The 25,904-nt window shown below is 70.7% G+C and carries 20 protein-coding genes and 1 pseudogene; 9 read left to right on the forward strand and 12 right to left on the reverse strand.

What is annotated here, in order from left to right; all coding sequences use genetic code 11:
- Positions 1–99: 99 nt before the first annotated feature.
- The 6 genes and pseudogenes from FPZ22_RS07425 to dnaA form a co-directional block, all read right to left on the reverse strand.
- Entirely contained in the window at positions 100–1,296 is a 1,197-nt protein-coding gene (locus FPZ22_RS07425) for a tetratricopeptide repeat protein (RefSeq protein ID WP_144891776.1), read from the reverse strand.
- Between the two features lie 121 nt (positions 1,297–1,417).
- A complete protein-coding gene (locus tag FPZ22_RS07430) occupies positions 1,418–2,233 on the reverse strand; it encodes a M48 family metallopeptidase (protein WP_144891778.1) in 816 nt (271 codons plus the stop codon).
- Positions 2,234–2,373: 140 nt separating this feature from the next.
- Positions 2,374–4,827 (reverse strand): DNA topoisomerase (ATP-hydrolyzing) subunit B, encoded by a 2,454-nt coding sequence (gyrB, locus tag FPZ22_RS07435; protein ID WP_144891781.1) that lies wholly within the window; start codon positions 4,825–4,827, stop codon positions 2,374–2,376.
- Between the two features lie 724 nt (positions 4,828–5,551).
- Positions 5,552–6,637, reverse strand: coding sequence for a DNA replication/repair protein RecF (gene recF / locus FPZ22_RS07440; RefSeq protein WP_144891784.1), 1,086 nt, complete (start codon positions 6,635–6,637; stop codon positions 5,552–5,554).
- Positions 6,638–6,710: 73 nt separating this feature from the next.
- Positions 6,711–7,812: pseudogene (gene dnaN / locus FPZ22_RS07445) on the reverse strand (DNA polymerase III subunit beta).
- 254 nt (positions 7,813–8,066) lie between these two features.
- Positions 8,067–9,401: a chromosomal replication initiator protein DnaA gene (dnaA, locus tag FPZ22_RS07450; RefSeq protein WP_144891786.1), complete on the reverse strand. Its 1,335-nt coding sequence runs from the start codon at positions 9,399–9,401 to the stop codon at positions 8,067–8,069.
- A gap of 233 nt (positions 9,402–9,634) precedes the next feature.
- Here dnaA and rpmH point away from each other — a divergent pair, with 233 nt between their 5' ends.
- From rpmH to FPZ22_RS07475, 5 genes are all read left to right on the forward strand, one after another.
- Positions 9,635–9,775 (forward strand): 50S ribosomal protein L34, encoded by a 141-nt coding sequence (gene rpmH / locus FPZ22_RS07455; RefSeq protein ID WP_027070414.1) that lies wholly within the window; start codon positions 9,635–9,637, stop codon positions 9,773–9,775.
- Between the two features lie 50 nt (positions 9,776–9,825).
- Positions 9,826–10,242, forward strand: a complete 417-nt coding sequence (rnpA, locus tag FPZ22_RS07460; RefSeq protein ID WP_144891789.1) for a ribonuclease P protein component — start codon at positions 9,826–9,828, stop codon at positions 10,240–10,242.
- Between the two features lie 13 nt (positions 10,243–10,255).
- Positions 10,256–12,022 carry a membrane protein insertase YidC gene (yidC, locus tag FPZ22_RS07465; RefSeq protein WP_144891791.1) on the forward strand — a complete coding sequence of 589 codons (1,767 nt, stop codon included), beginning with the start codon at positions 10,256–10,258 and terminating at the stop codon, positions 12,020–12,022.
- 10 nt (positions 12,023–12,032) lie between these two features.
- Complete coding sequence (mnmE, locus tag FPZ22_RS07470; protein WP_246120666.1) at positions 12,033–13,403, forward strand: tRNA uridine-5-carboxymethylaminomethyl(34) synthesis GTPase MnmE; 1,371 nt, start codon at positions 12,033–12,035, stop codon at positions 13,401–13,403.
- A 98-nt stretch (positions 13,404–13,501) separates the two neighbouring features.
- A complete protein-coding gene (locus FPZ22_RS07475; RefSeq protein ID WP_144891795.1) occupies positions 13,502–14,530 on the forward strand; it encodes an energy transducer TonB in 1,029 nt (342 codons plus the stop codon).
- A gap of 71 nt (positions 14,531–14,601) precedes the next feature.
- Here the strand turns inward: FPZ22_RS07475 and FPZ22_RS07480 are convergent, their stop codons facing one another.
- From FPZ22_RS07480 to FPZ22_RS07500, 5 genes are read right to left on the reverse strand one after another with little or no spacing between them, the layout of a single operon-like run.
- Positions 14,602–15,783, reverse strand: coding sequence for an ABC transporter permease (locus FPZ22_RS07480; RefSeq protein ID WP_144891797.1), 1,182 nt, complete (start codon positions 15,781–15,783; stop codon positions 14,602–14,604).
- On the reverse strand, positions 15,780–16,526 hold the full coding sequence (locus tag FPZ22_RS07485; RefSeq protein ID WP_144891799.1) for an ABC transporter ATP-binding protein: 747 nt from the start codon (positions 16,524–16,526) through the stop codon (positions 15,780–15,782). The genes FPZ22_RS07480 and FPZ22_RS07485 overlap by 4 nt, the downstream gene beginning before the upstream one ends.
- Position 16,527: 1 nt before the next feature.
- On the reverse strand, positions 16,528–18,042 hold the full coding sequence (locus tag FPZ22_RS07490) for an alpha/beta hydrolase (protein WP_144891800.1): 1,515 nt from the start codon (positions 18,040–18,042) through the stop codon (positions 16,528–16,530).
- Entirely contained in the window at positions 18,039–18,236 is a 198-nt protein-coding gene (locus FPZ22_RS07495) for a helix-turn-helix transcriptional regulator (RefSeq protein ID WP_210412651.1), read from the reverse strand. Before FPZ22_RS07495 ends, FPZ22_RS07490 begins: the two co-directional genes overlap by 4 nt.
- Positions 18,237–18,257: 21 nt before the next feature.
- On the reverse strand, positions 18,258–18,980 hold the full coding sequence (locus FPZ22_RS07500; protein ID WP_246121018.1) for an FAD-binding oxidoreductase: 723 nt from the start codon (positions 18,978–18,980) through the stop codon (positions 18,258–18,260).
- 123 nt (positions 18,981–19,103) lie between these two features.
- Between FPZ22_RS07500 and FPZ22_RS07505 the strand changes: the two genes are divergently transcribed.
- From FPZ22_RS07505 to FPZ22_RS07515, 3 genes are all read left to right on the forward strand, one after another.
- Complete coding sequence (locus FPZ22_RS07505; RefSeq protein WP_144891804.1) at positions 19,104–20,075, forward strand: ABC transporter ATP-binding protein; 972 nt, start codon at positions 19,104–19,106, stop codon at positions 20,073–20,075.
- The gene (locus FPZ22_RS07510; protein ID WP_144891806.1) at positions 20,072–20,881 is read left to right on the forward strand and encodes an ABC transporter permease; all 810 of its coding nucleotides are present in this window, start codon (positions 20,072–20,074) and stop codon (positions 20,879–20,881) included. The genes FPZ22_RS07505 and FPZ22_RS07510 overlap by 4 nt, the downstream gene beginning before the upstream one ends.
- 76 nt (positions 20,882–20,957) lie before the next feature.
- Positions 20,958–21,905, forward strand: a complete 948-nt coding sequence (locus tag FPZ22_RS07515) for an OmpA family protein (protein ID WP_144891808.1) — start codon at positions 20,958–20,960, stop codon at positions 21,903–21,905.
- 3 nt (positions 21,906–21,908) lie between these two features.
- Here the strand turns inward: FPZ22_RS07515 and FPZ22_RS07520 are convergent, their stop codons facing one another.
- On the reverse strand, positions 21,909–22,706 hold the full coding sequence (locus tag FPZ22_RS07520; RefSeq protein ID WP_144891810.1) for a TatD family hydrolase: 798 nt from the start codon (positions 22,704–22,706) through the stop codon (positions 21,909–21,911).
- A 631-nt stretch (positions 22,707–23,337) separates the two neighbouring features.
- On the opposite strand from FPZ22_RS07520, the gene hrpB reads away from it, so the two are divergent.
- Positions 23,338–25,881 carry an ATP-dependent helicase HrpB gene (hrpB, locus tag FPZ22_RS07525; protein ID WP_144891812.1) on the forward strand — a complete coding sequence of 848 codons (2,544 nt, stop codon included), beginning with the start codon at positions 23,338–23,340 and terminating at the stop codon, positions 25,879–25,881.
- Positions 25,882–25,904 lie beyond the last annotated feature (23 nt).

Consider the following 25,904-nt stretch of genomic DNA (forward strand, 5'->3'; position numbering starts at 1 on the left):
TGTCAGGACCCGCGCCCTTGTTCTGCGCGGGAATTTCCAAGCTTATACCAATCAATGCACGGAGTACCACCGCGCCTGGCATGCGATTTCCGGGACGTGTCAACGCGCGAGAAGCTTGCGCGCTTCCTCCGGATTCGGCAGGCCCTTGTCGAGCGCCTGCTGCGCCGCGGCCTTGGATTCCGCGGTGCGGCCTTCGTTGGCCAGCACCTTGGCGAGGTTGAGGTAGGTGCCGCCGTCGTCGTCGAGCGGGGCCGCCTTGCGGTACGCCTCGATCGCCTTCTCGTACTGGTCGGAGAAGTAGTAGGCCTGTGCCAGAGAGCTGTAGGTGGTGTAGTCGCCCTTGAGGACACCCTTCGCCAGACCCTCGTTGATCACCTCGATGGCGGCGCGCTCGCCGTTGTCGGTGTTGAGGTGCAGCGCGGAGAGGTTGCGGTAGTCGCGCTCGTCGCTGAGCTGGCCGGCCTGGCGCAGTCGCTCGTAGACGGCGATCGCCTTCGGATAGTCGTCCGTCTGCAGATAGACGCTGGCGAGGTTGAGCTGGGCGCGCTTGTCGTCGGGCGTCCGCGATGCGATCTGCTCTGCGAGGGCCGTGGCTTCGCCGGCGCGCCCGCTTTCGGCGTAGGACGCCATCAGCAGCTGCGTCCAGTCCGCGCGCGCGTCGGGATTGCCCTTGATCACTGGCTCCAGCGCGGCGATGGCCTCGTCGTAGCGCTCCAGGCGGTACAGGGCGTTGCCGCGCAGCACCTGGATCTCCGGCTTGTCGGATTTCGTCTCCGCCAGCATCCTGTCGAGCATGGCCAGCGCGCCGGTGTAGTCGTCCTCCTGCATCTGGATCTGCGCCAGCGCGAGCATGGAACCGTAGTGCTCGTTGTTGGCGAGCCCGTCCAGTTCGATGGTCTGCCGCAGGTAGTCCTTCGCGCGCTCGTTGTCGACGTCGAGCAGGAGGTCGGCGAGCAGGCGCAGGGTGATCGCGCGTTCGTAGGCGTTGGCCTTGTCATTGCCGAGGATCTCCGCCGCCGCTGCCTCGGCGGCGGCGAGGTCGCCTGCCTGGTGGGCCTCGGAGACCTTGTTGATGCGCGGCCCGATGCGCGAGCTGGCGCGCAGCCCCGGATCCTTGCGCGCGGCCGCCGGATATTCCTCGGCACTTGCGCCCTTCTTCGCGGCCTCCTGTGCGGCCTGTCGCGCGGCACGGCGTTCGCCGGAGGACTGGGCGAAGGCGTCGCCGGCGGTGCCGAGAAGGAGCACGGCGGCGATCGTGGCGGCCACGACATTGCGGGGAGTCTGGTAGGTGGACATGCGGACCTCGGGAAGCGTTGGCACGTATGGCGACGGACGCCGGCCCGTGCGCAGGGATTTGCCAAAACTAACAGAATCGGGGCTACCCGCGCGACCGCACTAATGGCCGATGACAAATGGTTCAGCCGCAGGCTGGACGGCGCCCCGCCCCGCGTGCCTGCTCCCAGATCGGCATCAGGGAGGTGGCCCGCGCCTGCAGTTCGCCGATCCGGGCCCTGGGGTCGGGATGGGTGGAAAGCCACTGCGGCGGCCGGCTGCCGCCGCTTGCCGCGATCATGTTCTGCCACAGGTCGACCGCCTGGCGCGGATCGAAGCCCGCCTGGGCCATCAGCCGCTGGCCGACGATGTCGGCCTCGGACTCCTGCTCGCGGGAGTTGGGCAGCAGGAAGAGACCCTGCGCCGCGGCGCCGCTGATCTGGGTGGCGGTCTGGCTGGCGCCCTCGCCGTAGCGCGAACCGACCAGCGCTCCGACCAGGCCCACGCCCGCCTGCGCGCCCAGCTGCCGGGTGATCCGCTCGTCGTGGTGGTGGGCGATCACGTGCCCGATCTCGTGCGCGACCACGGCGGCCAGCTGGTCCTGGTTGCGGGCCGTGGTGAAGATCCCGGTGTATACGCCGACCTTCCCGCCGGGCAGCGCGAAGGCGTTCGGGTTGTCGTCGACGAACACCGCCGATTCCCAGGCGATCTGGCGTTGCGCCGGCGGCAGCTGCGCGACGATCGCGTCGACCACGCAGCCGACGTAACGCTTCTGGCCGGCGTCGCCGGTCTGCCGCTTCGTCGTCTTCTGCTCGGTGAAGGCCTGGGCGCCGAGCCGGTCCAACTCCGCCTGCGACACCGCGCCGATGTACTGGGTGCGGCCGGTGGGCGAGGTGGTTGTGGCGCAGGCGACGGCCAGCAGGGCGGCGGCCAGCGCCGTGGCGAACGGCGGGATCCTCATCGGTGCGTCCTCCTCAGCTGCGATTCTTGTATCGGCATCCGCCTGAAGGCGGCGTCAACCGGTCAGGGGCATGCCTCCCCCGGGGGGCCGGGCGAAACGCCTGGCCCGCCCGGACGCCGCGCCGCAGGGACCCGGCGCCCTCAGACGTCCAGGTTGGAAACCCTCAGGGCGTTGTCCTCGATGAAGGCGCGGCGCGGTTCGACCACGTCGCCCATCAGGGTGCTGAAGATCTGGTCGGCCCCGACCGCATCCTCGATCGTCACCTGCAGCAGGCGGCGGGTCTCTGGATTCACCGTGGTGTCCCACAGCTGCTCGGGATTCATTTCGCCCAGGCCCTTGAAGCGCTGGATCTGGCGGCCCTTCTTCGCTTCCTCCAGCAGCCAGGCCTGGGCCTGGGCGAAGCTGGTGACCGGCTGTGCGCGGTTGCCGCGGACGATCTGCGCGCCTTCGCGCACCAGGCCGTGCAGCAGCGCCGCCGCGTCGCGGAGCGCGCGCAGTTCGCCGCCCTCGAAGGCCGAGAACGGCAGCACCTGCACCGCCTCCACGCCCATGTGCCTGCGCTTGACCACCAGGGCCGGACCGGCGGTGGTGGTGGCCGGCTGGAAATCCAGGGCGTAGCGGGGCTTGCCGAGGCCGGACTCGTTGAGGCGCTTCTCGAGCATGTCGAGTTCGTGGCGTTCGTCGACGTTCTGGGCCAGGCGCTCGGTATCGAGCGGAGTGAAATCGACCAGGGCGCGGAGCACGTCGGGATCGTAGCGCCAGGCGTTGCGGTCGATGGTGTCGCGCGCGGCGGCGTAGGACAGCAGCAGCTTCTCCAGCGCCTCGCCGCTGATGCCGGGTTCGCCCTCGGCCGGGATCAGGGTCGCACCCTCGACCGCATTGCCGGCGAGGTAGGCATCCAGCGCCGCGTCGTCCTTGAGGTAGAGCTCGGTCTTGCCCTGCTTGATCTTGTACAGCGGCGGCAGGCCGATGTAGACGTGGCCGCGCTCGATCAGCTCCGGCATCTGCCGGTAGAAGAAGGTCAGCAGCAGGGTGCGGATGTGGGCGCCGTCGACGTCGGCGTCGGTCATGATGATGATGCGGTGGTAGCGCAGCTTGTCCGGGTTGTACTCGTCCTTGCCGATGCCGGTGCCGAGCGCGGTGATCAGCGTGCCGACCTCGGCGCTGGACAGCATGCGGTCGAAGCGCGCGCGCTCGACGTTGAGGATCTTGCCGCGCAGCGGCAGCACCGCCTGGTTCCTGCGGTTGCGACCCTGCTTGGCCGAGCCGCCGGCCGAGTCGCCCTCGACGATGAAGAGTTCGCTGAGCGCCGGGTCCTTCTCCTGGCAGTCGGCGAGCTTGCCCGGCAGGCCGGCGATGTCCAGCGCGCCCTTGCGGCGGGTCAGGTCGCGGGCCTTGCGCGCCGCCTCGCGGGCACGGGCGGCGTCGACGATCTTGCCGGCGATGGCCTTGGCCTCGACCGGATTCTCCTGCAGGAACGCGTCGAGCTCGGCGCCGAAGGTGTGCTCCACCACCGGACGCACGTCGGAACTGACCAGCTTTTCCTTGGTCTGCGAGGAGAAGCTCGGGTCGGGCACCTTCACCGAGAGCACCGCGATCATGCCTTCGCGCATGTCGTCGCCGGACAGGCTCACCTTGGCCTGCTTCGCGATGCCGTTCTGTTCGATGTAGTTCGTCAGCGTGCGGGTGAGCGCGGCGCGGAAGCCCATCAGGTGGGTGCCGCCGTCCTTCTGCGGGATGTTGTTGGTGAAGCAGAACATGGTCTCCTGGTAGGAGTCCGTCCACTGCAGCGCGACTTCCACGGTGATGCCGTTCTCCTCGCCGGAGACCGCGATTACCTTCGAATGCAGCGGGGTCTTGAGCTGGGCGAGGTGTTCGACGAAGGAGCGGATGCCGCCCTCGTACTCGAACACGTCGCGGCGCGCTTCGTCGCCGCGCTCGTCGGCGAGCGTGATCTTCACGCCGGAGTTGAGGAAGGACAGCTCGCGCAGGCGGCGCGCCAGGATCTCGTAGTGGAACTCGACGTCGCTGAAGACCTCGGTGGCGGGCTTGAAGCGCAGCGTGGTGCCGCGCCGGCCCTCGGACGTGCCCACCGCCTTGAGCGGGTACAGCGGCACGCCCAGGGAGTATTCCTGGCGGTGGTGCTGGCCGTCGCGCCAGATGTCCAGCCACAGGTGCTCGCTGAGCGCGTTGACGACCGAGACGCCCACGCCGTGCAGGCCGCCGGAGACCTTGTAGCTGTTGTCGTCGAACTTGCCGCCGGCGTGCAGCACGGTGAGGATCACCTCGGCCGCGGAGACCTGTTCTTCCTTGTGGATGTCGACCGGGATGCCGCGGCCGTTGTCCGAGACCGAGACCGAACCGTCTTCATGGATGGTGACAGTGATGTCGTCGGCGTGGCCGGCAAGCGCCTCGTCGATCGAGTTGTCGACCACCTCGAACACCATATGGTGCAGGCCGGTGCCGTCATGCACGTCGCCGATGTACATGCCCGGACGCTTGCGCACGGCCTCGAGGCCGCGCAGGACGGTGATCTTGCTGGAGTCGTAGCCGGTGTTGGCGGCCTCGGGGGTGCTGCCGGTGTGTTCGGTCATCTAGAGGTTCTGGCCGTTTGGATCGCCCCGGCAACGGCCGGCGCGGCTGCGCCGGCGCACGACACATTACTTATAGGGGCTTGAGGCGCGATTATAGCATTCCGGGGCGCGTGGCAGGGCCTGGGGCCGCGTCGGGACGCCGCGGGGCGGACGCTCCGATGGAGTCGCTCCCGCACAATTCGGCACACTTCGGCGCTTTCCAGCGCTCCCGCGCCCCTGGTGCACTGCCGCGCGGAGAAGCTCCTCGTTGGAGCCCGCGCAGCCCATCCCGCGTACGGGGGGTGTGCTCCCCCGACCGTCTCCGCGTCCTGCTACCACGGCCGGCCGCCGGCCATCCATGGCCGGCTGTCCGCAACCCCCTGTACGCGGGACGGGCTCCGACGTTCTTCGGCTTCGGGAGGAAGCGAAAGAAGGGCGAGGGCAAGAGCGGTCGCGCCCAGGGCCGCTCCTGGCCCGTCAAGACCCCGACCGCTTCGACGTCGACGAGTTGGTTGCCTGCGTGCGGGCCGGCCTTCCATTCGCTGATCTTCTCCCCCGACCGCGACCAGAAGTGGGGACGGTTGCGGCAACCCGATGCAACGGCCGAGCGGCAGCCACGCAGGGGACACTGGACGCTATAGTTCCACGTGAAACCATTCACCAGTCCCGGGAGCTGCGGTCTCAGCCCCTTCCCGGTCCAGCGTTCCGGAAAGGGCGCTGATGCTCCCCGGCCTGTCTGCCAGCTTCATTCACGCCGGCTGACGCGACCCTGTTCCACGTGGAACACCACGGCCGTGGCCGTGCTTCTGACTGTTTCCGGCTCGTCTGTCCCCGTGATGAACACCTGTGCCGGCGTGGCATCGAGGTAGTCCAGGACGCGCTGGCGGTGCGCGGCATCCAGCTCGGAAGCCAGGTCGTCAAGAGCGATGACCGGCCAATCTCCACGCTCGTCGGCACAATCCGCGGCCTGGGCGAACAGGCACGAAAGCGCAGCCAGCTTGGCCTGCCCCCGCGACAAGGCTTCGCCACGCTCCTTCTCCGACAGCACCAGCTTCCAGTCGGCGCGATGCGGACCGACCGTGGTATGCCCCAGCATCCTGTCCCGGTCCCCCGCCACGGCCAAGGCGTCGGCCAGGGACAGGTCGGAGCGCCGCCATCCCGGGTCGAACTCGAGTGACATCCGGCCCAGCAGGGGCGCCAATGCCCCGGCCACGGGCGTGAGCCGCTCCTGCAGCCGATCCAGGTAGAGGGCGCGACGACGAGTCAGCTCCTCGCCGGCTGTCGCCAGCTCACGGTCCCAGGCCGCGATCTGTCCTGCCCCAGCCCCAGACTTCAGCAGAGCATTGCGCTGCTTCAAAGCTCGGGAATACCGGCGCCAGACCGGAAGGAAGTCCTGTTCCACGTGGAACAATCCCCAGTCCACGAAACGCCGCCGGGGCTCTCCGCCTCCCGACACCAGGGCGTGGCTTCCCGGCTCGAAGGTCACCACCATGAACGCTGCACAGAGCTCGCCAAGATGCGCCACCGGCGTGCCGTCGATACGCGCTTCCCAGTGATTTCCGGCATGCCGCAATCCGGCGCGGTGCTCGCCCCGGCCCCCTTCGAGCTCCCATTCGGCGAAGACGTTCACGGCATCCTGTCCGGTCCGCACCAGTCCGTCCCGGACCCGGCCACGGAAACTGCGTCCATAGGCCAGCAGATGCAGGCCTTCCAGGATGCTGGTTTTCCCCGCGCCGTTCGGTCCAACGAGCAGGTTCAGGCCCGGCCCGGGATGCAGCTCGACCTCGGCAAGGTTGCGCAGGTCGCGCAGGACGAGTCGGGTCAGGCGCACGGTACGTCGCTCGGAAAAGCAGAACGCCCGGGCGATGCCGGGCGTTCGTGTTCCACGTGGAACCCCGCGGACCTCACAGCCTCAGCGGCATCACGACATGGCGGGATCGTTCGTTGGCCGCCTCGCGCACCAGCGCCGAGGAGTTCGCGTCCCGCAGCGCCAGCACCACGGAGTCGTCGCGCAGCGCGCCCAGCGCATCGAGCAGGTAGTTCACATTGAAACCCACCGCCAGGCCGTCAACGGACGTATCCGCCTCGACCTCTTCCTGCGCCTCTTCCTGCTCCGGGTTGTGGGCGCTGATCTTCAGCTGGCCCGGCGACACCTCGATGCGCACGCCCCGGTACTTCTCGTTGGAAAGGATCGCCGCGCGCTGGAGCGCCGCACGCAGCACTTCGCGATCGATCCTGACCTCGCGATCCGCGCCGATCGGAATCACGGCCTCGTAGTCGGGGAAGCGACCGTCGATGAGCTTGCTGGTGAAGGTCACATCGTCGCGGCTCACGCGGATGTGGTTGCGGCCCATTTCCAGCTCGAGCACCCGGTCGCCGCCCTCGAGCAGGCGCTGCAGCTCGGTCACGCCCTTGCGCGGCACGATGATCTGGCGCTTGGAGCGGGCCTCGCCGTCGAGTGCGGCTTCCACACAGCGCCAGGCGGTGTCCATCGGTCGCCACGCAGCGCAGGCGGCCGTCCCCCAGGTCGAACAGCAGGCCGTTGAGGTAGTAGCGCACGTCCTGCTGGGCCATGGCGAACGCGGTGCGTTCGATCAGCTCCTTCAGCGCGGCTTCCGGCACCTCGACCCGTTCGGTCGCCTCGACCTCGTCGATCGAGGGGAAATCGTTGGCGGGCAGGCTGGCCAGGGTGAACCGGCTGCGCCCGGCCTGCACGGTGATCCGGTCGCCGGACTGGCTGACCGTGACCCTGCTGCCGTCGGGCAGGGCCCGGACGATGTCGAACAGCTTCCGCGCCGGGATCGTGACTTCGCCGTCCTGGGACTCGTCGACGGCGCAGCGCGCGACCATCTCGACCTCCAGGTCCGTGCCCGTCAGCGACAGCTGGCCGTCCTTCACCAGCGCCAGCAGGTTCGCCAGCACCGGCAGCGTCTGCCGGCGTTCGACCACGTTGACGACCTGCGCCAACGGCTTGAGGAAGGCTTCTCGCTGCAGACTGAAACGCATGCCGGTGATGTCCCCTTTGCCCTGCTCTTTAATGGGATAAATACAGAAGCTGGTGGAGGTGGTGTCCGCGAAACCGGTTGAAAACTCACCTAACCAACTGATTTATAACGTTTTATCTCGCCGACAACTCCGTGGACAGGACCGTCCGGTGCTGTGGGACAAGCTGTGGACAAGTTCCGTGCCCTTTTCTGGCGGGGCAGTTGTCCACAGCTTCTCCCCGACCCGTCCACCGCTTTCGCCGTCGCCGGACGGACTCACTCGCTCAGCTTGCGGATCAGCTTGTCCCAGTCCTCGCGGAGCTTGCCGTCGGTCTGCGTCAGCGTGCGGATCTGGCGGCAGGCGTGCAGGACCGTGGTGTGGTCCCGCCCGGCGAAGGCGTCGCCGATCTCGGGCAGGCTGTGCTCGGTGAGCTCCTTGGCCAGCGCCATCGCCACCTGGCGGGGGCGGGCCAGCGAGCGCGTCCGCTTCTTGCCCAGCAGGTCCTTGATCTGGAGACCGTAGTAGTCTGCCACGGTCTTCTGGATGTTTGCGATGCTGATGGCCGCCTGCTGCGCACGCAGCAGGTCGCGCAGTGTTTCCTGCGCGAACTCGGGCGTGATCGCGCGCCCCGTGAAGTTGGCCTGGGCCGACAGCGTGTTCAGCGCGCCCTCGAGGTCGCGCACGTTCGAGGGCATTTTCTTGGCGAGCAGGAAGGCCACGTCCTCGGGCACGTGGGTACCGCGCTCGCGCGCCTTGGCCAGCACGATCGCGGCGCGGGTCTCGAAGTCCGGCGGGTCGATCGCCACCGGCAGGCCCCAGGCCAGGCGCGACTTCAGCCGCGGCTCCAGGCCGTCCACTTCGCGGGGGAAGCGGTCGCAGGTCATGATGATCTGCTGTCGGCCCTCGAACAGCGCGTTGAAGGTGTGGAAGAACTCCTCCTGGGTGCGGTCCTTGCCGGCGAAGAACTGGATGTCGTCGATCAGCAGCGCGTCGAGCTGCTGGAACTGGCGCTTGAACTGGTCCGACGTGCGCTCCTGCAGCGAGCGGAAGAACGCGCTGTAGAAGTCGTTGGAACGCATGTACAGCACCCGCGCGCCGGGGTTGTTGCGGCGCATTTCGTTGCCGGCGGCGAACATCAGGTGGGTCTTGCCCAGGCCGGTTCCTCCGTACAGCAGCAGCGGGTTGTGGGCGCGGTCGCCGGGCTTCTGCGCCGCCTGCCAGGCAGCGGCGCGGCCGAGCTGGTTGCTGCGGCCCTCGACGAAGTTGTCGAAGGTGTAGTGGCTGTCGAGGTTGCCGTGGAACGCGGCGGCACCCGCCGCCGCCGCGGCCTGGGTGGCGGCCGCGGTCGCCGGGGTCCGCACGGGCTCGGCGGCCCGGGGCAGGGATCCGATCTCCAGCGACACCTGTCCGCCACCGCCGAAATGCCCCAGCAGCTCGCGGATCCGCGGCATGTAGCGCTCGTGCACCGCGTCGCGCACGAAGGCGTTGGGCGCGTACAGCACGGTGGTGTCGTCGCGCCTCTCGGCCTGCAGTGGCCGCAGCCAGGTGTGTACGTCCTCGGCCGGGAATTCGGTCTCCAGGCGTTCGAGGCAGCGGGGCCAGGCATCCATGATTGCGTTCGACATACCGACGGCGGATCCGCCGCGCGTCGTGGTCGGGCCACGTGCGGCGGGAGGTGGAAGGGGGGAAGCCAGCCTAACATCGCGCTCCGGGCCTTGCGCGCCTGCGGTCGCCGCGCCGGTCCCGGTCCCCTGCGGCTCCCGCGCGCCGGCCGTTTGACCGGGCCGCGTGCGACGGACTAGAATCGCCGGTTCTTTCCGCCGCGTCACGCTAGAGCACCGTCATGGCCACCAAGCGCACCTACCAACCCAGCAACCTCAAGCGCAAGCGCGACCACGGCTTCCGTGCCCGCATGGCGACCGCCGACGGCCGCAAGATCCTGGCCCGCCGCCGCGCCAAGGGCCGCAAGCGCCTCAGCGCCTGATGACGCCGGGCGGCCCGGACCCCGGCCGCCCCGCCGCGATCCGCACGCCCATGGACCGCCGCTTGCCCCGCCAAGCGCGAGTGCGCGTGCGCGCGGATTTCGACCGCGTGTTCAGCGAGGGTCGCCGCACCGGCACACCCCTGCTCGCCCTGCACCTGCTCCGCGACAACCACCCCGCGCGCCTGGGCCTGGCGGTCTCGCGCAAGGTCGACCGCCGTGCCGTCGGCCGCAATCGCATCAAGCGAGCCCTGCGCGAAGAATTCCGCGCGCTGCGTGCCGCCCTCCCGGACGCTGCCTTTGTCGTCGTCGCCCGGCCCGCGGCGGCGACGGCTCCCCGCACCGCGCTGCGCGCGGCCTTCCTCGACGCGCTGCGCCGCGCGGGCGCGTTGCCCGCATCCGGCCCGGGCGGCACAATGCCCGCCGCTTCCCCCGTCCCCGACCCGACGCCGTGTCCCTCCGGCGAATGAGCCTGCCTGCCCGATGAACCAGACCCGCACCTTCCTGATCTTCGCCTGGCTGATGGTGGCGACCCTGCTGTGGATGGAGTGGGGCAAGGAGCAGCGTGCGCCAGAGCCCGGGGCGGACGTCGCCGCGGCCGCGGTCGATGCCGGAGCGACGGTACCGGGCGCGCCCGCGAACACCGCCACGACCACCGCGGCTGCCGACGGCAGCGTTCCCGCCGCCGTTCCCGTCGCGCCGCAGGCCGGGCCGGTGCCGGGCATCGCCGCGGCACCGGCCGCCGCGCCCGCGGCGGGCCTGGTGCATGTCCGCACCGACGTCCTCGATCTCGCCCTGACCGGCGGCGCGGTCGTGCGCGCCGACCTGCTCCGGTTCCCGCAGACCCGCGACGGGGACAGCGCGCCGGTGCGCCTGTTCGACGACACCGCCGTACGCTTCTATGCCGCACAGAGCGGCTGGGTGAGCCAGGCCAACGCCGCACCCACGCATGCCGAGGGCTTCGTGCCGGAATCCGCCGGAGCCGAATACGTCCTGCCCGCCGATGCCGACACCCTGGAGGTGCCCTTCGTCTGGCGCGGCCCGGACGGCACCAGCATCCGCCGCAGCTACGTGTTCACGCGCGGCAGCTACGCCATCGAGGTCCGCGACACGGTCGCCAACCAGGGCGGGTCGGCCTGGCAGGGCCACGTCTACCGCCAGCTGATCCGGCAGCCGCAGGTCCTCAAGACCGGCTGGACCAACCCCGAGTCCTTCAGCCTCTACGGCGCCACCTGGTTCAGCCCGGGCGAGGGCTACCGGCGCGTCCGCTATGACGACTTCGCCGACGAGGGCCCCGTCAACGCGCAGCAGACCGGCGGCTGGCTGGCCATGCTCCAGCACCACTTCTTCAGCGCCTGGATCCCGGCCGCGACCGACAAGGTCACGGTCTCGCTCCACACCACGACCGGCCCCGGTGGCGCGCCGCATTATCTGATCCGCGAGGTCGGTCCCGGACTGGCGGTGGCGCCCGGCGCCGAGGCCACCACCAGCGCGCGCCTGTGGGTCGGCCCCAAGCTCGTCGGCCAGATCAAGGCGCAGCAGGTGCCGGGCCTCGACCGCGCCGTGGACTACAGCCGCTTCTCGCTGTTCGCCTTCCTGGGCGAAGGTCTGTTCTGGATCCTCAACAAGCTCCACGGCCTGTTCCAGAACTGGGGCTGGTCGATCATCGGACTGGTGGTGGTGGTCAAGGCCATCATGTATCCGCTGTCGAAGGCGCAGTACCAGTCGATGGCGAAGATGCGCCGGTTCCAGCCGCGCATCCAGCAGCTCAAGGAGCGCTACGGCGACGACAAGCAGAAGTTCCAGGTCGCCATGATGGAGCTGTACAAGAAGGAGAAGATCAATCCCGTCGGCGGCTGCCTGCCGGTGCTGCTGCAGATGCCGATCTGGTTGGCGCTGTACTGGGTGCTGCTGGAGTCGGTGGAGCTGCGCCACGCGCCGTGGATCGGCTGGATCCAGGACCTGACCGCCCGCGACCCGTACTTCATCCTGCCGGTGCTCAACATCATCGTGATGTGGGCGACCCAGAAGCTGACGCCGATGGTCGGCATGGATCCGATGCAGCAGAAGATGATGCAGCTGATGCCGCTGATCTTCGGCGTGTTCATGATCTTCTTCCCCTCGGGCCTGGTGCTGTACTGGGTGACGAACGGCGCGCTCGGCCTGCTGCAGCAGTGGTGGCTGATCCGCCGCTATGCGGACAGGCCCGATGCCGGCGACAAGGCGGGGAAAGCCGTCTCCGGTGACTGAGGGGCGGGCCGTGGCCGCAGCAGCCGCCCCTCCGGCGACGGCTGAAGCCGCGGTCGACACCATCGTCGCCATCGCCACGCCGCCGGGCACCGGCGGCATCGGCATCGTGCGCCTGTCCGGGCCTGCTTCGCGCGCGCTGGCGCAGTCCCTCTGCGGCCATGCGCTGCGGCCGCGCCACGCGCACCATGCGCGCTTCCTCGACGCTGCCGGCGAGGCCATCGACGACGGCATCGCACTGCTGTTCGCGGCGCCCGCCAGCTATACCGGCGAAGACGTGGTCGAACTCCAGGGCCACGGCAACCCGGTGCTGCTCCAGGCCCTGGTCGCGCGCTGCTGCGCGCTGGGCGCGCGCATGGCGCGGCCTGGCGAATTCACCGAGCGCGCCTTCCTCAACGGTCGTCTCGATCTGGCCCAGGCCGAGGCCGTGGCCGACCTCATCGCCGCCGGCGACCTGACCGCGGCGCGCGCGGCGCGACGCTCGCTCGACGGTGTGTTCTCGCGCCGGATCGGGGCGCTGGCGGACGCCCTGGTCGCGATCCGGGTCCACGCCGAGGCCGCCATCGATTTCGCCGACGAGCCGCTGGACACGCTGGGCGGTGCGCAGCTGGCCGCGCGCCTGGACGACGCGCGCGTGGACCTGGCCGGGCTGCTTGCCGCCGCCGACCGGGGCCGCCGCCTGCGCGACGGGCTGCACGCGGTCATCGTCGGTCCACCCAACGTCGGCAAGAGTTCCCTGCTCAATGCCCTCGCCGGCGGCGAACGCGCCATCGTCACCGACGTCGCCGGCACCACCCGCGACCTGCTGCGCGAGACCGTGCATGTGGACGGGGCCGAGCTGACCCTGGTCGACACCGCCGGCCTGCGCGCCGAGGGCGATGCGATCGAGCGCGAGGGCATGCGCCGGGCGCGCGCCGAGCTGGCACACGCGGGACTGGCGATCGCCGTGGTCGACGCGCGCGATCCCGAGGCCGGCCGCGCCGCCGTCGCCCGCGACCTCGCCGGCGTCCCGCGGGTGCTCTGGGTTCACAACAAGGCGGACCTGCTGCCCCCCGGTGCGCCGCCACCGCCCGAGGACGAGCTGCGGCTTTCCGCGGCCAGCGGCGCGGGCATGGATGGACTGCACGCGCGCTTGCGCAGCCTGGTGATGGGCGACCCCGGTGGCGGCGAAGGCGAGTTCACCGCGCGCGCTCGCCACGTCGAGGCGCTGGCGCGCGCCGCCGCGCATCTGGAAGATGCGGCGTCGGCGCTGGCCGCCGAGGCCCTCGACCTGGCGGCCGAATCGCTCCGCGCCGCGCACCGGGCGCTGGGCGACATCACCGGCCAGGTCGACGCCGACGCACTGCTCGGCCACATCTTTTCGCGCTTCTGCATCGGCAAATAGGCTCGGGCGGCACCGGGGGCCGGGTGTTGACAAACCGGCCGGCGTGTCGCGTCCTAGGCAGCTGTGCGGATCCGCACAACCAGGGGGAGTACAGACACATGTTCCTGAACAAGCAAGCCTCCGCGCCTCGCCCATGGCTGCGGCCGGTCCTCGCCGCGCTCCTGGCCCTGACGGTGGCCGCCTGCGGTGCGGACAAACCCGCCGCGTCGCCGGACGAAGCAGCCACCGCGGACTCAGGCAGCGAGGCGGCCGCCGGAACCCAGGCCGCCGAACAGGCGGCCCAGGCCGATGCGCTGGCCGAACTCGGCGTCGACGAGCTCCGCGAGCGCGGGCGCACCGCCTACGCTGAAAGCCGCCTGTACGCCCCGGCCGGCGACAACGCACTGGAGTACTACCTCGCGCTGCGCGAAAAGTCGCCCGGCGACGCGGCGGTGGCCAGCGTGCTCACCGACCTCATGCCGATGCTGGTGATCGCCACCGAGCAGGCGCGCGACCGTGAGGACTTCGAGGAAGCGCGCCGCCTGGCCGGCCTGGTCGCGCGCGCGGATCCCGATCATCCGGCCAGGCAGCGCCTGCAGGCCTCGATCTCCGGCGCCGAGGAAGCGGCGCAGCGGCGCATCGCCCAGCAGGCCCTGAGCGCCGAGCAGGAGGCCGAGCGCCAGCGTCAGCTGGCCGCCGAGCGCGAGAAGGCCCAGGCCGAACAGCAGCGGCAGGCCGCCGAGGAGCTGGCCCGGCAGCAGCGCACGGAGCGCGAGGCCGCGGAACGCGCCGAAGCAGGGCGCGTGGCCGAGGAGCAGCGCGCCGCCGAACAGCGCGCAGCGCAGCAGCGCCAGACGGTGCAGTCCCCTGCGCCGGCGCCGGCGGCCGCGGCCACCGCGCTCCGGCCGCTGAGCACGCCCGCGCCGCGTTATCCGGTGGACGCGCTGCGCGCCGCGCAGTCGGGCGAGGTGCAGGTGGAGTTCACCGTCGCGCCCGACGGCAGCGTGAGCGATGCTCGCGTGGTCCGGGCCAACCCGCCGCGCATCTTCGACCGCGAGGCGGTCGCCGCGGTCCGCCGCTGGCGCTTCGAGCCGGTGCCCGAGCCGGTCACCACACGACGCACGATCGCCTTCAGCCCTGGCGGCTGACCGGCCAGGGGTGGGACGAAGACAAGCCCGGCCATCGGCCGGGCTTGTTCGTCCGACCCGAGCTGCGTCGCTCAGGCCGAGATCGCGAGCTTCTCGCGGTGGTACAGGCGCGCCGCGGCGATCCACAGCAGCAGTCCGAGGCCGAAGCCGGCACCCAGGTAGGTCGCCCACTCCAGCGGCGTGATCCACTCGCTGCGGACCAGCTTCAGCAGCATCTGGTTCTGCGCCAGGAAGGGCACCGCGAACTGCCACAGCTGGTCCTTCACCGGGTTCACCAGCAGCACCACGGTGGGAATGATCGGCAGCAGCATCAGCACGCTCATGTAGCTCTGCGCTTCCTTCACCGATTTCACGCTGGCCGCGATCAGGGTCAGCAGGGTGGTGCCGATCAGCACCATCGGCATCAGCACCAGCAGGATCTGCAGCATCATCGGCGCCGAGACGGAAACCAGCTGCATCGAACGCGGCGCCAGCGCGAAGCTGAGGCGGAAGGCGACCACGATCAGCGCCAGGCTCAGCATGCCGAACAGGCAGGCGGCGAGGATCTTTCCGCTCATGATCGCGCTGCGCGACGAGGGCGTCGCCAGCAGCGGCTCCAGCGACTGCCGCTCGCGTTCGCCCGCGGTGACGTCGATCACGAGGTAGGCACCGCCCAGGAACGCACTCAGGATCAGCAGGTAGGGCAGGAAGGCCAGCAGCATGCCGCGCCTGGCCTCGGGCGTGGCGACGTCGCGCTGCGCCGCCATCACCGCCACCGTCGCCTCCGGGCTCAGTCCGCGGCTGATCATGCGCAGTGCGCCGACCTGCTGGCTGTACTGCGCCAGTGCGGCGCGCACGCGTTCCACCGGAATCCGCGAATCCTGGCGCGAGGAGTCGTACAGGATCTCCACGGTCGCCATGCGGCTTTGCCGCCAGAGCTCCGCGAAATCGGCGGGGATGCGCAGCACGACGTCATGCTCCTGTTCGCGCAGCGCGCGCTCCGGATCGGCCGGTGCCTCGATGGCTTCGATGTCGCGGGTGCCCAGGTAACGCACCAGGTTGGGCGCGTGCCCGGCGCCGATCACCGGCAGCTCCAGCACCGACTCCAGCTGCGTACGTGCCCGCTTTTCGGCCATCGAGCCCACGCCCAGGATCAGCACCGGGAACAGGATCGGGCCCATCAGCAGGCCCAGCATCACCGTACGCCGGTCGCGGAACAGATCGATCAGCTCCTTCCGGGCCACGGTCCACAGGGTGTTCCGGAACAGGCTCATGCGGACAGGCCCTCCTCGCTGCCGATCAGTCTCACGAATGCGTCCTCGAGGTTGTCCCGGCCCGACTGCGCGCGCAGTTCGTCGGGCGTGCCGCTGGCGCGCACTTCGCCGCCGGCGATGATCACGATGCGGTCGCAGAGCGCGGCCACCTCCTGCATGATGTGGCTGCTGAAGATCACGCAGTGCCCCTGCGCGCGCAGCTCCTGCAGGAAGCCGCGCAGGCCGCGGGTGGTCATCACGTCCAGGCCGTTGGTGGGCTCGTCCAGGATCACGTTGCGCGGTGCGTGCACCAGCGCGCGCGCGATCGCGGTCTTGGTGCGCTGGCCCTGGGAGAAGCCTTCGGTGCGGCGGTCGAGGAAGTCCTGCATGCCGAGCGTGCCGGCCATCGCTTCGATGCGCCGGGCGATCGTGGCTTCGTCCAGCCCGTGCAGGCGGCCGAAGTAGGCGATGTTCTCGCGCGCGGTCAGGCGCTTGTACACGCCGCGGGCGTCGGGCAGCACGCCCAGGTTGCGGCGCACGGCCGTGGCGTCGCGGGCGACATCCATGCCGTCCACGCGCACCGAGCCCCGGTCGGGCGTCATCAGCGTGTAGAGCATGCGCAGGGTGGTGGTCTTGCCGGCCCCGTTGGGGCCGAGCAGGCCGGTGATCTCGCCGTCGCGCGCGGTGAAACCGACGCCGCGCACCGCGTGCACCGGCCCCGCCTTCGCCTTGAAGGTCTTGTGCAGGTCATGGACTTCGATCATCTCAGGGCTCCCATCCATAGTTCCCGGCGAAGGGGGGGGCCGCGGCAAGGCGGTCCAGGCAGCGGGCGTCGATGCCTTCCGCATCCGCGCGCTCCACGAACTGCGCGAACAGCTTGGGCATGCAGCCGGCGCCGATGACGTTGTGGCCCTGGCCGGGCGCGACCAGGTGGCGCCCGCGCGGCAGGTGGCGGATCACCTCCTCGCCGTAGCGGGCGGGGGTGACCGGGTCGTACTCGCCGCTGATCGCCAGCACCGGCACGTCGCCGGTCAGCGGATCCCGGAAGCCTTCGGCACGCGGCGCCGTGGGCCAGGCCGCGCACTGCGCCTGGAAGAGCTCCACCATGCTGTTGCCGAGCAGGCTTCCGGCATCGTCGGGATCGGGTGCCATGTCGGCGACGTCCTCGGTGCAGATCACCGACAGCTGCATGCCGTGCGCGATCTGGCCGCCGACCGAATCCATCAGCATCCGCGACTGCGCCATCATCGGCGCGTAGCGATCCTCCGACGCCTCGTGCAGCAGCAGCGGCAGCGTGGCCGCGGCGGCGGGCTGGTAGGAGAACATGCGCAGCAGCGTCGCCAGGTGGAAGAAGGCGGGCCGGTCCTCGAGCCATTCGCCGCTGACCGGGTGCCGGTACTGCACCGGCTCCAGCTCCCCCGCCTCGAGCCGCGCACGCACTGCGCTCAGCTGCCGCGACGGGTCGCCCAGGTGCTCCACGCAGGCGGGTTCGGCGCGGCAGCGTTCGAACTGCACGTCCAGCGCCCGTTCCAGGTTCCGTGCGTGCTCCTGGCCCAGCACCATCGAGTTCGGCGCCACGCCGTCCAGCACCACCGTGCGCGTCGGCTCCCGGAAGACCTTGGCGTACTGCTGCGCCACGCGCGTGCCGTAGGAGATCCCGACCAGGTTGAGCTGCGGCACGCGCAGCGCCTGGCGCACGAGCTCCAGGTCGCGCACATGGTCCATCGTGGCGTAGTGCCTGAGGTCGGTGTCCTCCGACAGCGCGTCGCGGCAGCGTTCGGTGAAGGCGCGCATGGCCTCGGGCGAAGCTTCGTCGGGGCCGAACGCGTTCGCGCCGTCCTCCTCTTCGCAGCGCAGCGGGTGCGAACCGCCGGTGCCGCGCGCGTCGACCAGCAGCACGTGGCGGTTGCGGCGGACGTCGGAGAAGGCCTGCGCGACCTGGGGATAGGATTCCAGCGCGGACTGCCCCGGGCCGCCGGCGATCATCACCACCGGGTCGGGTTCCGCTTGCGCCCGCGCCGGCAGCAGCGCGATGGCGAGCTCGATCCGGCGGCCGTCGGGAGCGGCATGGTCCTCCGGCACCGCGAACGCGGCGCACTGGGCCTCGACGGCCGTGGCTCCGACCGTGCTCAGCGAGCAGGGCGCGAACTCGATGTCGCCCAGGCGCAGGTGGCCTTCGGGCGTGATGCCGGCGTCGTCCGGCGCGGGCGCGCAGCCAGCGAGTGCGGCGGCCAGTCCCAGGGCGAGCAGGTCCGCCCCGCTCGGATGTCTTTTTCTCATGCGTCGTTCCCGGGTTGGAAGATGGATTCGATGGGCTCGTCGAACAGACGGGCGATGCGGAAGGCCAGCGGCAGGCTGGGATCGTACTTGCCGGTCTCGATGGCATTCACCGTCCGGCGCGAAACATCCAGACGCTCGCCCAGGGTGGCCTGTGACCAGCCCCGCGCCTCGCGCAGCCCGACCCGGCTCTTCACGACGGATCCGGCGGCCGTGGACTACTTGCTGCTGACGTACTTCTCGCGGCGGATGCGGGGGATGGGCAGGCCGTGGCCCTTCAGCGCCTCGAAGCAGGCATCGACCATGTCGGGATTGCCGCAGAGGTAGGCGATGTCGCCGTCGGCCGAAGGCGCGAACTCCGCCAGGAACTGCTGCACATAGCCGTGGCGCACGTCGGGATGGTCGTGGGCGGATCCGGGCTCCGGAAGCTCGCGCGAGAAGCAGGGCACGAACCGGAAGCCCGGGTGCGCCCGCGCGAAGGCGCGGAACTCGTCGCCGTAAAGCAGCTCGGCGGGGGTGCGCGCGCCGAACAGCAGCACCACCTCGGCGCCACGCTCGGCAATCGCGCGCTCGAGCAGGGGCAGCATCGCGCGATAGGGCGTCACGCCGGTGCCGGTGCCGATCAGGAGGTAGCGGCCGTTGTCGTCGCCCGGCTGCAGGCAGAAGCGGCCGAAGGGCCCGCTGGCCTGCACCATGTCGCCGATCTCCAGGCCCTCGAACAGCGCCGTGGCGGCCCCGCCGGGCACGTAGCTGACCGCGATCTCCACCAGCTCGCCGGCGCCCATGGCGTGGTCGTGGATGGTGGCCAGCGAGTAGCTGCGCTTCGCCGGCGCGCCGTCGGCATACGTGAAGTGCACCTGCAGGAACTGCCCCGGAACGTAGTCCAGCGGCAGGCCGTCGTCGCGCGTGAAGGCGAGGTGGGCGACAGTGGGCGCCAGCATGCGGCGCGAGACGAGCTTGAGCGGGAACAGGGCTGGCACCTGGAATGGACCGTTTCCGGGCCTCGGCCCGCAGGGCAACTATAATACCGCCGCCCTCGCAATCCCCGCGGCCAAGGAGTTCCGATGACGCATGCCGCAACGCCTGCCGCACTGTCGGTGCGCGACCTGCGCAAGACCTACGACAACGGCGTCGAGGCCCTCAAGGGCGTCTCGCTCGAGGTCGCGCCCGGCGATTTCTACGCGCTGCTGGGTCCCAACGGCGCCGGCAAGTCGACCCTGATCGGCATCGTCTCCTCCCTGGTCAACAAGACCTCGGGGGAGGTGCGCGTGTTCGGCGTCGACCAGCAGGTCGACCGCGGCCGGGCGATGCGCCTGATCGGCCTGGTGCCGCAGGAAATCAACTTCAACATGTTCGAGAAGCCGCTCGACATCCTGGTCAACTACGCCGGCTTCTACGGCATTCCGCGCGCCGAGGCGATCGCCCGCGCGGAGGAAGAGCTGCGCGGCGCGCAGCTGTGGGACAAGGCCCACAAGATGAGCCGCACGCTCTCCGGCGGCATGAAGCGGCGGCTGATGATCGCGCGCGCGATGATGACGAAGCCGAAGCTGCTGATCCTCGACGAACCCACCGCGGGTGTCGACATCGAGATCCGCCGCGGCATGTGGCAGACCCTGCGGAAGATCAACGCAGAGGGCACCACGATCATCCTCACCACCCACTACCTGGAGGAGGCGGAGAACCTCTGCCGCAACCTCGCCATCATCGACCACGGCCGCATCGTCGAGTCCGGGCCGATGCGCGCGCTGCTCTCCAGGCTCGACGTCGAGGGCTTCCTGTTCGACGTCGAGGACGCGCTGCCCGCGGCGCTGCCGGAGATCCCGGGCGCCGAGGTGCGCGCGGTGGACGCGCACACGCTGGACGTCGACATGCCGCGCGCGATGGACCTCAACCGCGTGTTCGCCGCGCTCGACGCCGCCGGCATCCGCGTGCGTTCGATGCGCAACAAGTCCAACCGCCTGGAGGAGCTGTTCGTGCGCATGACCGGCGATGGTGCCACGGCTACGCCCCCGGCGGCGACGGAGGATGCCGCATGAGCACGACCACGCCCCCGGCCGCCGCCGAAGCCTCCGTGGCGCGCGCCAACCTCGTCGCCCTGGGCACCATCGCCCGCCGCGAGGTGATGCGCATCCTGCGCATCTGGAGCCAGACCCTGGTGCCGCCGGCGATCACCATGACGCTGTATTTCCTGATCTTCGGCGGCCTCATCGGCAGCCGCATCGGGACCATGGACGGCATCGGCTACATGGACTTCATCGTCCCCGGACTGGTGATGATGAGCGTGATCCAGAACAGCTACGGAAACATCTCGTCGTCGTTCTTCGGCGCCAAGTTCGGCCGCCACATCGAGGAGCTGCTGGTCAGCCCGATGCCGCCCTGGGTGATCCTGGGAGGCTACGTCGCGGGCGCGGTGATGCGCGGACTGATGGTCGGCGTGATCGTGCTCTGCATCGCGATGCTGTTCACCACCGTGCGCATCCCGCACCCGTGGGTGACGCTGTCGACGGTGCTGCTGGGCGCGACCATCTTCTCGCTGGCCGGCTTCGTCAACGCCGTGTTCGCGAAGAAGTTCGACGACGTCGCGATCGTGCCGATCTTCATCCTCACTCCACTGACCTACCTCGGCGGCGTGTTCTATTCGGTGCGCCTCCTGCCCGGCTGGGCCGAGACGCTGACCCATGCCAACCCGATCTTCTACATGGTCAACGCCTTCCGCTACGGGCTGCTCGGGCAGAGCGACGTGCCGCTGTGGGTGGCCTATGCGCTGATGATCGCGTTCGTGGTGGCCCTCGGCGCGCTGGGGCTGTGGTTGCTGAAGCGCGGCGTCGGCCTCCGCAGCTGAATTCGCGGGCTGACCCACACCCGAAACAGGCGTCGTATACCCTCGCGCCTTCCTTGATGGCGTGGGAGCAAGGGGAATGCGCAGAGCGAACCGGGCGATCGTGGGCGCGCTTGTACTGGCGTCGGTCGCCTGCGGCGGAACAGGCCCGCAGGACGGACAGGACATCGTGTCCGGGGAACGCGCGTTCACGATCACCGCGCGCTGGCGCGAGGCGTTCCCGCACCTCGTGCCGCCGACCGGATACGAAGCCGGCAGCAGGCCGAGGGGACGTGATCTGGACACGTACCCGTTCTGGACCGGCAACGGCTTCGAGGACGTGGAGGGCCGGACGTACGCCGCGCACGTCAAGGCCGCCGGAAACGCGCATTCGATGCACGAAGTCCGTCGCAACATCGAAGCGATGATGGACGAGGCCGGCGGCACGAAGGTGTTCGAAGGCCGCATCCCGGAGGAGGCCGGCCAGCGCCATGCCGGGGAACTCGATGGCTTCTACGGCGAGGCCACCGGCTTCGGCCGGGACGCCTACCACTCGCTCGTATACCGGGCCGACCTGCCCGGCGGCCGCGAAGTCTGGGTGCACGCGCGGCTGGGTGATCTCGACGCAGGCTGGGTGGTCGCCGAACGCGAACGGCCCGTAGCGGCCGCGCCGCTGCCGGCCGCCGCGCTGAAGCGGCGGCTCGACGCCGACGGCCGCGTGGCGATCCGGATCCGGTTCGCCGTCGACAGGGCCGACCTCCTCGCCGCCTCGCAGCCGCAGATCGACCAGGTGCTGGCGCTGCTGCGGGACGAGCCGTCGCTGCGCCTGTCGATCGAGAGTCACACCGACGCGACCGGTGACGCCGCACGCGACGAGCGCCTCTCCGGCGCGCGCGCGCGGAGCGTCGTCGCAGCGCTTACCGCGCAGGGCATCGATGCCGCGCGCCTGGAAGCGAAGGGCCACGGCCACGCGCAGCCGGTGGCCGACAACGACACGGGAGAAGGCCGGGCGAAGAATCGCCGGGTGGAGCTGGTGCGGCTGGACTGAGCGTCAGGAGGCGCCGGGCAGGCGGAAGAACGCGCGCGTGGTGGCCGTGGCGTTGGCTGCGGTCACCGCGACGTCCTCGCCGCGGTCGCGCGCCAGCTCCTCGACGATGTGCGGCAGGAACATGGGTTCGTTGCGCCGGTCCTTGGGCATGGGCCTGAGCGTGCGCGGCAGCAGGTAGGGGGCGTCGGTCTCCACCATCAGGCGGTTCGCCGGGATGTTCTTCACGATCGCGCGCAGGTGCTGCCCGCGGCGCTCGTCGCAGAGCCAGCCGGTGATGCCGATGTGCCAGTCGCGATCGAGGCAGTCGAACAGCTCTTCGCGGGTTCCGGTGAAGCAGTGCACGACGGCGGGACCGATGCGGCCCTCGAAGTCCTTCATGATCGCGACGAAGTCGGCGTGGGCGTCGCGCTGGTGCAGGAACAGCGGCTTCCCGGTGTCGGCGGCGATCTCGAGCTGGCGTTCGAAGGCCTTGCGCTGCGCGGGCCGCGGCGAGAAGTCGCGGAAGTAGTCGAGGCCGGTTTCGCCCACGGCCACCACCTCCGGGTGGGCGTGCAGGGCGCGCATCTCGGCGTCGCATTCGGCGGTGTAGTCGCTGGCGTGGTGGGGGTGGACGCCCGCGGTCGCGAACCATTCGCCCGGACGGGTGCGCGCGAGTTCCAGGGCCAGCGGGGAGTGTTCGCGGCTGGCGCCGGTGAGGATGGCCTGGGCGACGCCGGCATCGCGGGCGCGTTGCCAGACCTGGTCGCGATCGTGGTCGAAGCTGTCGTGGGTGAGGTTGAGGCCGATGTCGATGAGGTGCATGCCGGCATTGTAGATGGTGGGTTCCGGCGCTTCGCTGGAGTCCTGGCCGCCCGCCACGGACGCAGGGGGGATGCCCAGCCGGATTCTCCGCGTCCTGCTCCCAGATCCGGCCGCCGGCCATCCATGGCCGGCTCTGGGCATCCCCCCTGCGTCCGCGCCGGGCACGACCTCTGGTCGCGGTCTGGAAGATTTTCCAAGAGCGACGTCCACGTCGAAGCGGAGAGCGTCATGACCGGGAGCAGCGCGGCTCCGCCGCTCTTGATCTTCCCTCCCGAAGCCGCAGAACGCCGGAGCCCGTCCCGCGCACAGGGGGTGTGCGGACAGCCGGCCATGGATGGCCGGCGGCCGGCCGATGGGAGCAGGACGCGGAGACGGCCGGGGGAGCACACCCCCTGTGCGCGGGACGGGCTGCGCGGACCCCAACGGAACCGCTCCTGTGCGCGGGACGGGCTGCGCGGACCCCAACGGAACCGCTCCTGTGCGCGGGACGGGCTGCGCGGCCCCCAACGGAGCCGCTCCTGAGCGCGGGACGGGCTGCGTGGCCCCCAACGAAGCGGCTTCGAGGCGCGACGCTGCGCCAGAAGCGCGACAACGCGCCAACTGCACGTCAACTCCAACCTATCCTTTGCGGATGCAGGAACAGACCTTTCCCATCGACGAGCTGCTGCCGGCGATCCGTGCGTCGCTGTCGGCGCATCCGCGGCTGGTGCTGGAGGCACCGCCGGGGGCGGGCAAGACGACGCGGGTGCCGCTGGCGCTGCTGGATGCGCCCTGGCTGGAGGGGCGGCGGATCGTGATGCTGGAGCCGCGACGGGTCGCGGCGCGGGCGGCGGCGGGGTTCATGGCGGCGTCGCTGGGCGAGGAGGTCGGCCGGACGGTGGGCTACCGGATCCGCTTCGAGAACCGGGTGTCGGCGGCGACGCGGGTCGAAGTGGTGACCGAGGGCATCCTGACGCGGATGCTGCAGGACGATCCGATGCTCGAGGGCGTCGGCGCCCTGCTGTTCGACGAGTTCCACGAACGCCACCTGGCGGCGGACCTGGGCCTGGCGCTTGCGCTGGACGTGCAGGCGGGGCTGCGCGAGGAGCTGCGGATCCTCGTGATGTCGGCGACGCTCGACGGGGAGCGGCTTGCGAAGTCCATCGATGCACCGCGGCTCTCGAGCGAGGGGCGCAGCCATCCGGTGGAGATCGGGCATTTTCCGGCGCGCCGTGACGAGGCGCTGGAGCATCAGCTGCGGCGGGCGGTGGAACAGGCGCTGCAGCGGCATCCCGGCGATGTGCTGGCGTTCCTGCCGGGGCGGCGCGAGATCGCGCGCGCGTCGACTGCGCTCGCCGGCAGCGATGCGGTCGCGGCCGCCGGCGCCGGGGTGTTCGAACTGCACGGCGACCTGCCGGTCGAGGAACAGGCGCGGCTGCTGCGTCCGGCCGTGGACGGGCGCCGGCGCATCGTGCTCTCCACCAACGTCGCCGAATCCAGCGTCACCCTGCCGGGCGTGCGCGTGGTGATCGACACCGGCCTGGCGCGTGAGCCGCGGTACGACCCGAACAGCGGGTTCAGCCGGCTCGACGTGGTGCGCATCGCCCAGGCCTCGGCCGACCAGCGCGCGGGTCGGGCGGGGCGCGTGGCGTCGGGCTGGGCGTACAGGCTCTGGCCGGAATCGCAGCGGCTGGAGCCGCAGCGGCGACCGGAGATCGCACAGGTCGAGCTGTCGGGGCTGGCGCTGGAGCTGGCGGCCTGGGGCAGCGAGGCGCTGGGCTTCGTGGATCCACCGCCGGCGGGGACCATGGCCGCCGCGCGCGACCTGCTGCACATGCTCGGCGCGCTTGCGCCGGCGGCGGGTTCCGGAGAGGCCGGAACCGCGGCCTCGACCATCACGGCGACAGGACGCAGGATGCTCGCGCTCGGCACCCATCCGCGCCTGGCCGCGATGCTGCTGGCCGCGTCCGGTCCCACCGACCGCGCGCTCGCCTGCGATCTGGCCGCGCTGCTGGAGGCGCGCGATCCGCTGCGCAGCCGCAGCGATGCGCTGGCTGCGCGCTGGCGTGCGCTCGCCGCATTCCGCGAACGCCGTGTGCCCGCCGACGCCAGCCGCTCCGCACTCGCCGCGATCGATGCCGGCGCCCGCCAGTGGCGCCGCCGCCTGCGCGTGGACGCACCGCCGCCGGCCGACCTGCCCGCGCACGCCCTCGGCGATCTGCTCGCGCACGCCTTCCCGGACCGCATCGCCGCCCGGCATGCCGGCGATCCGCACCGTTACCAGCTCGCCAACGGGCGCATGGCGCGCCTGGCCGACGACAGCGACCTGGTCGGCGAACCCTGGCTGGTCGCCAGCGAGCTCCGCTTCGACGCGCGCGGCGATGCGCTGCTGCTGCGCGCCGCGCCAGTGGACGAGGTCGTGCTGCGCCGCCACTTCGGCGACCGCTTCAGCGAGCGCGTTGAAACCCGCTGGGATGCCGATCGCCGCGCCCTGGTCGCCGAGCGCGTGCGCCGCTTCGCCGGCATCGTGCTCGACAGCCGACCCGCCGGCAGGCCCGATCCGGCCGCCGCCGCGCAGGCGCTGGTCGAGGCGGTGCGCGCGCTCGGCCTCGAGGTCCTGCCGTGGAGCGACGCCCTGCGGCAGTGGCGCGCGCGCATCGGCGGGCTGCGCGCATGGATGCCGGAGCTGGGCCTGCCGGACCTGGGCGACGAGGCGCTGATGGCGACGCTCGACGACTGGCTGCGTCCCGCCTTCGCCGGCAAGACGCGGCTCGACGCACTCACCGCCGACGAACTCTCCGGCGCCCTTCGCGCGCGGCTCGACTGGGCGCTGCAGCAGCGTGTCGATGCGCTGGCGCCGGCGCGCATCACCGTGCCTTCCGGCCAGTCGCGCGCCATCGACTATGCGATCGGCGACGATGGCCGGCCGCGGCCACCGGTGCTGGCGGTGAAGCTGCAGGAACTGTTCGGGCTCGCCGACACGCCGCGCATCGCGGGCGGCCGGGTGCCGCTGCTGCTGCACCTGCTGTCGCCGGCGGGGCGCCCGCTGCAGGTCACCTCCGACCTGCGCAGCTTCTGGGACCGGACCTGGCCGGAAGTCCGCCGCGAAATGAAGGGCCGCTACCCGAAGCATCCCTGGCCCGAGGATCCCTGGAACGCCGTTCCCACCCATCGGGCACGCCCCCGCGGCGCATGAACGGCGGCGCGCGGATCACGCCG

Origin of the sequence: Luteimonas granuli (assembly GCF_007795095.1) — a bacterium.
In the GTDB taxonomy this organism is placed as follows: Bacteria; Pseudomonadota; Gammaproteobacteria; order Xanthomonadales; family Xanthomonadaceae; genus Luteimonas; species Luteimonas granuli.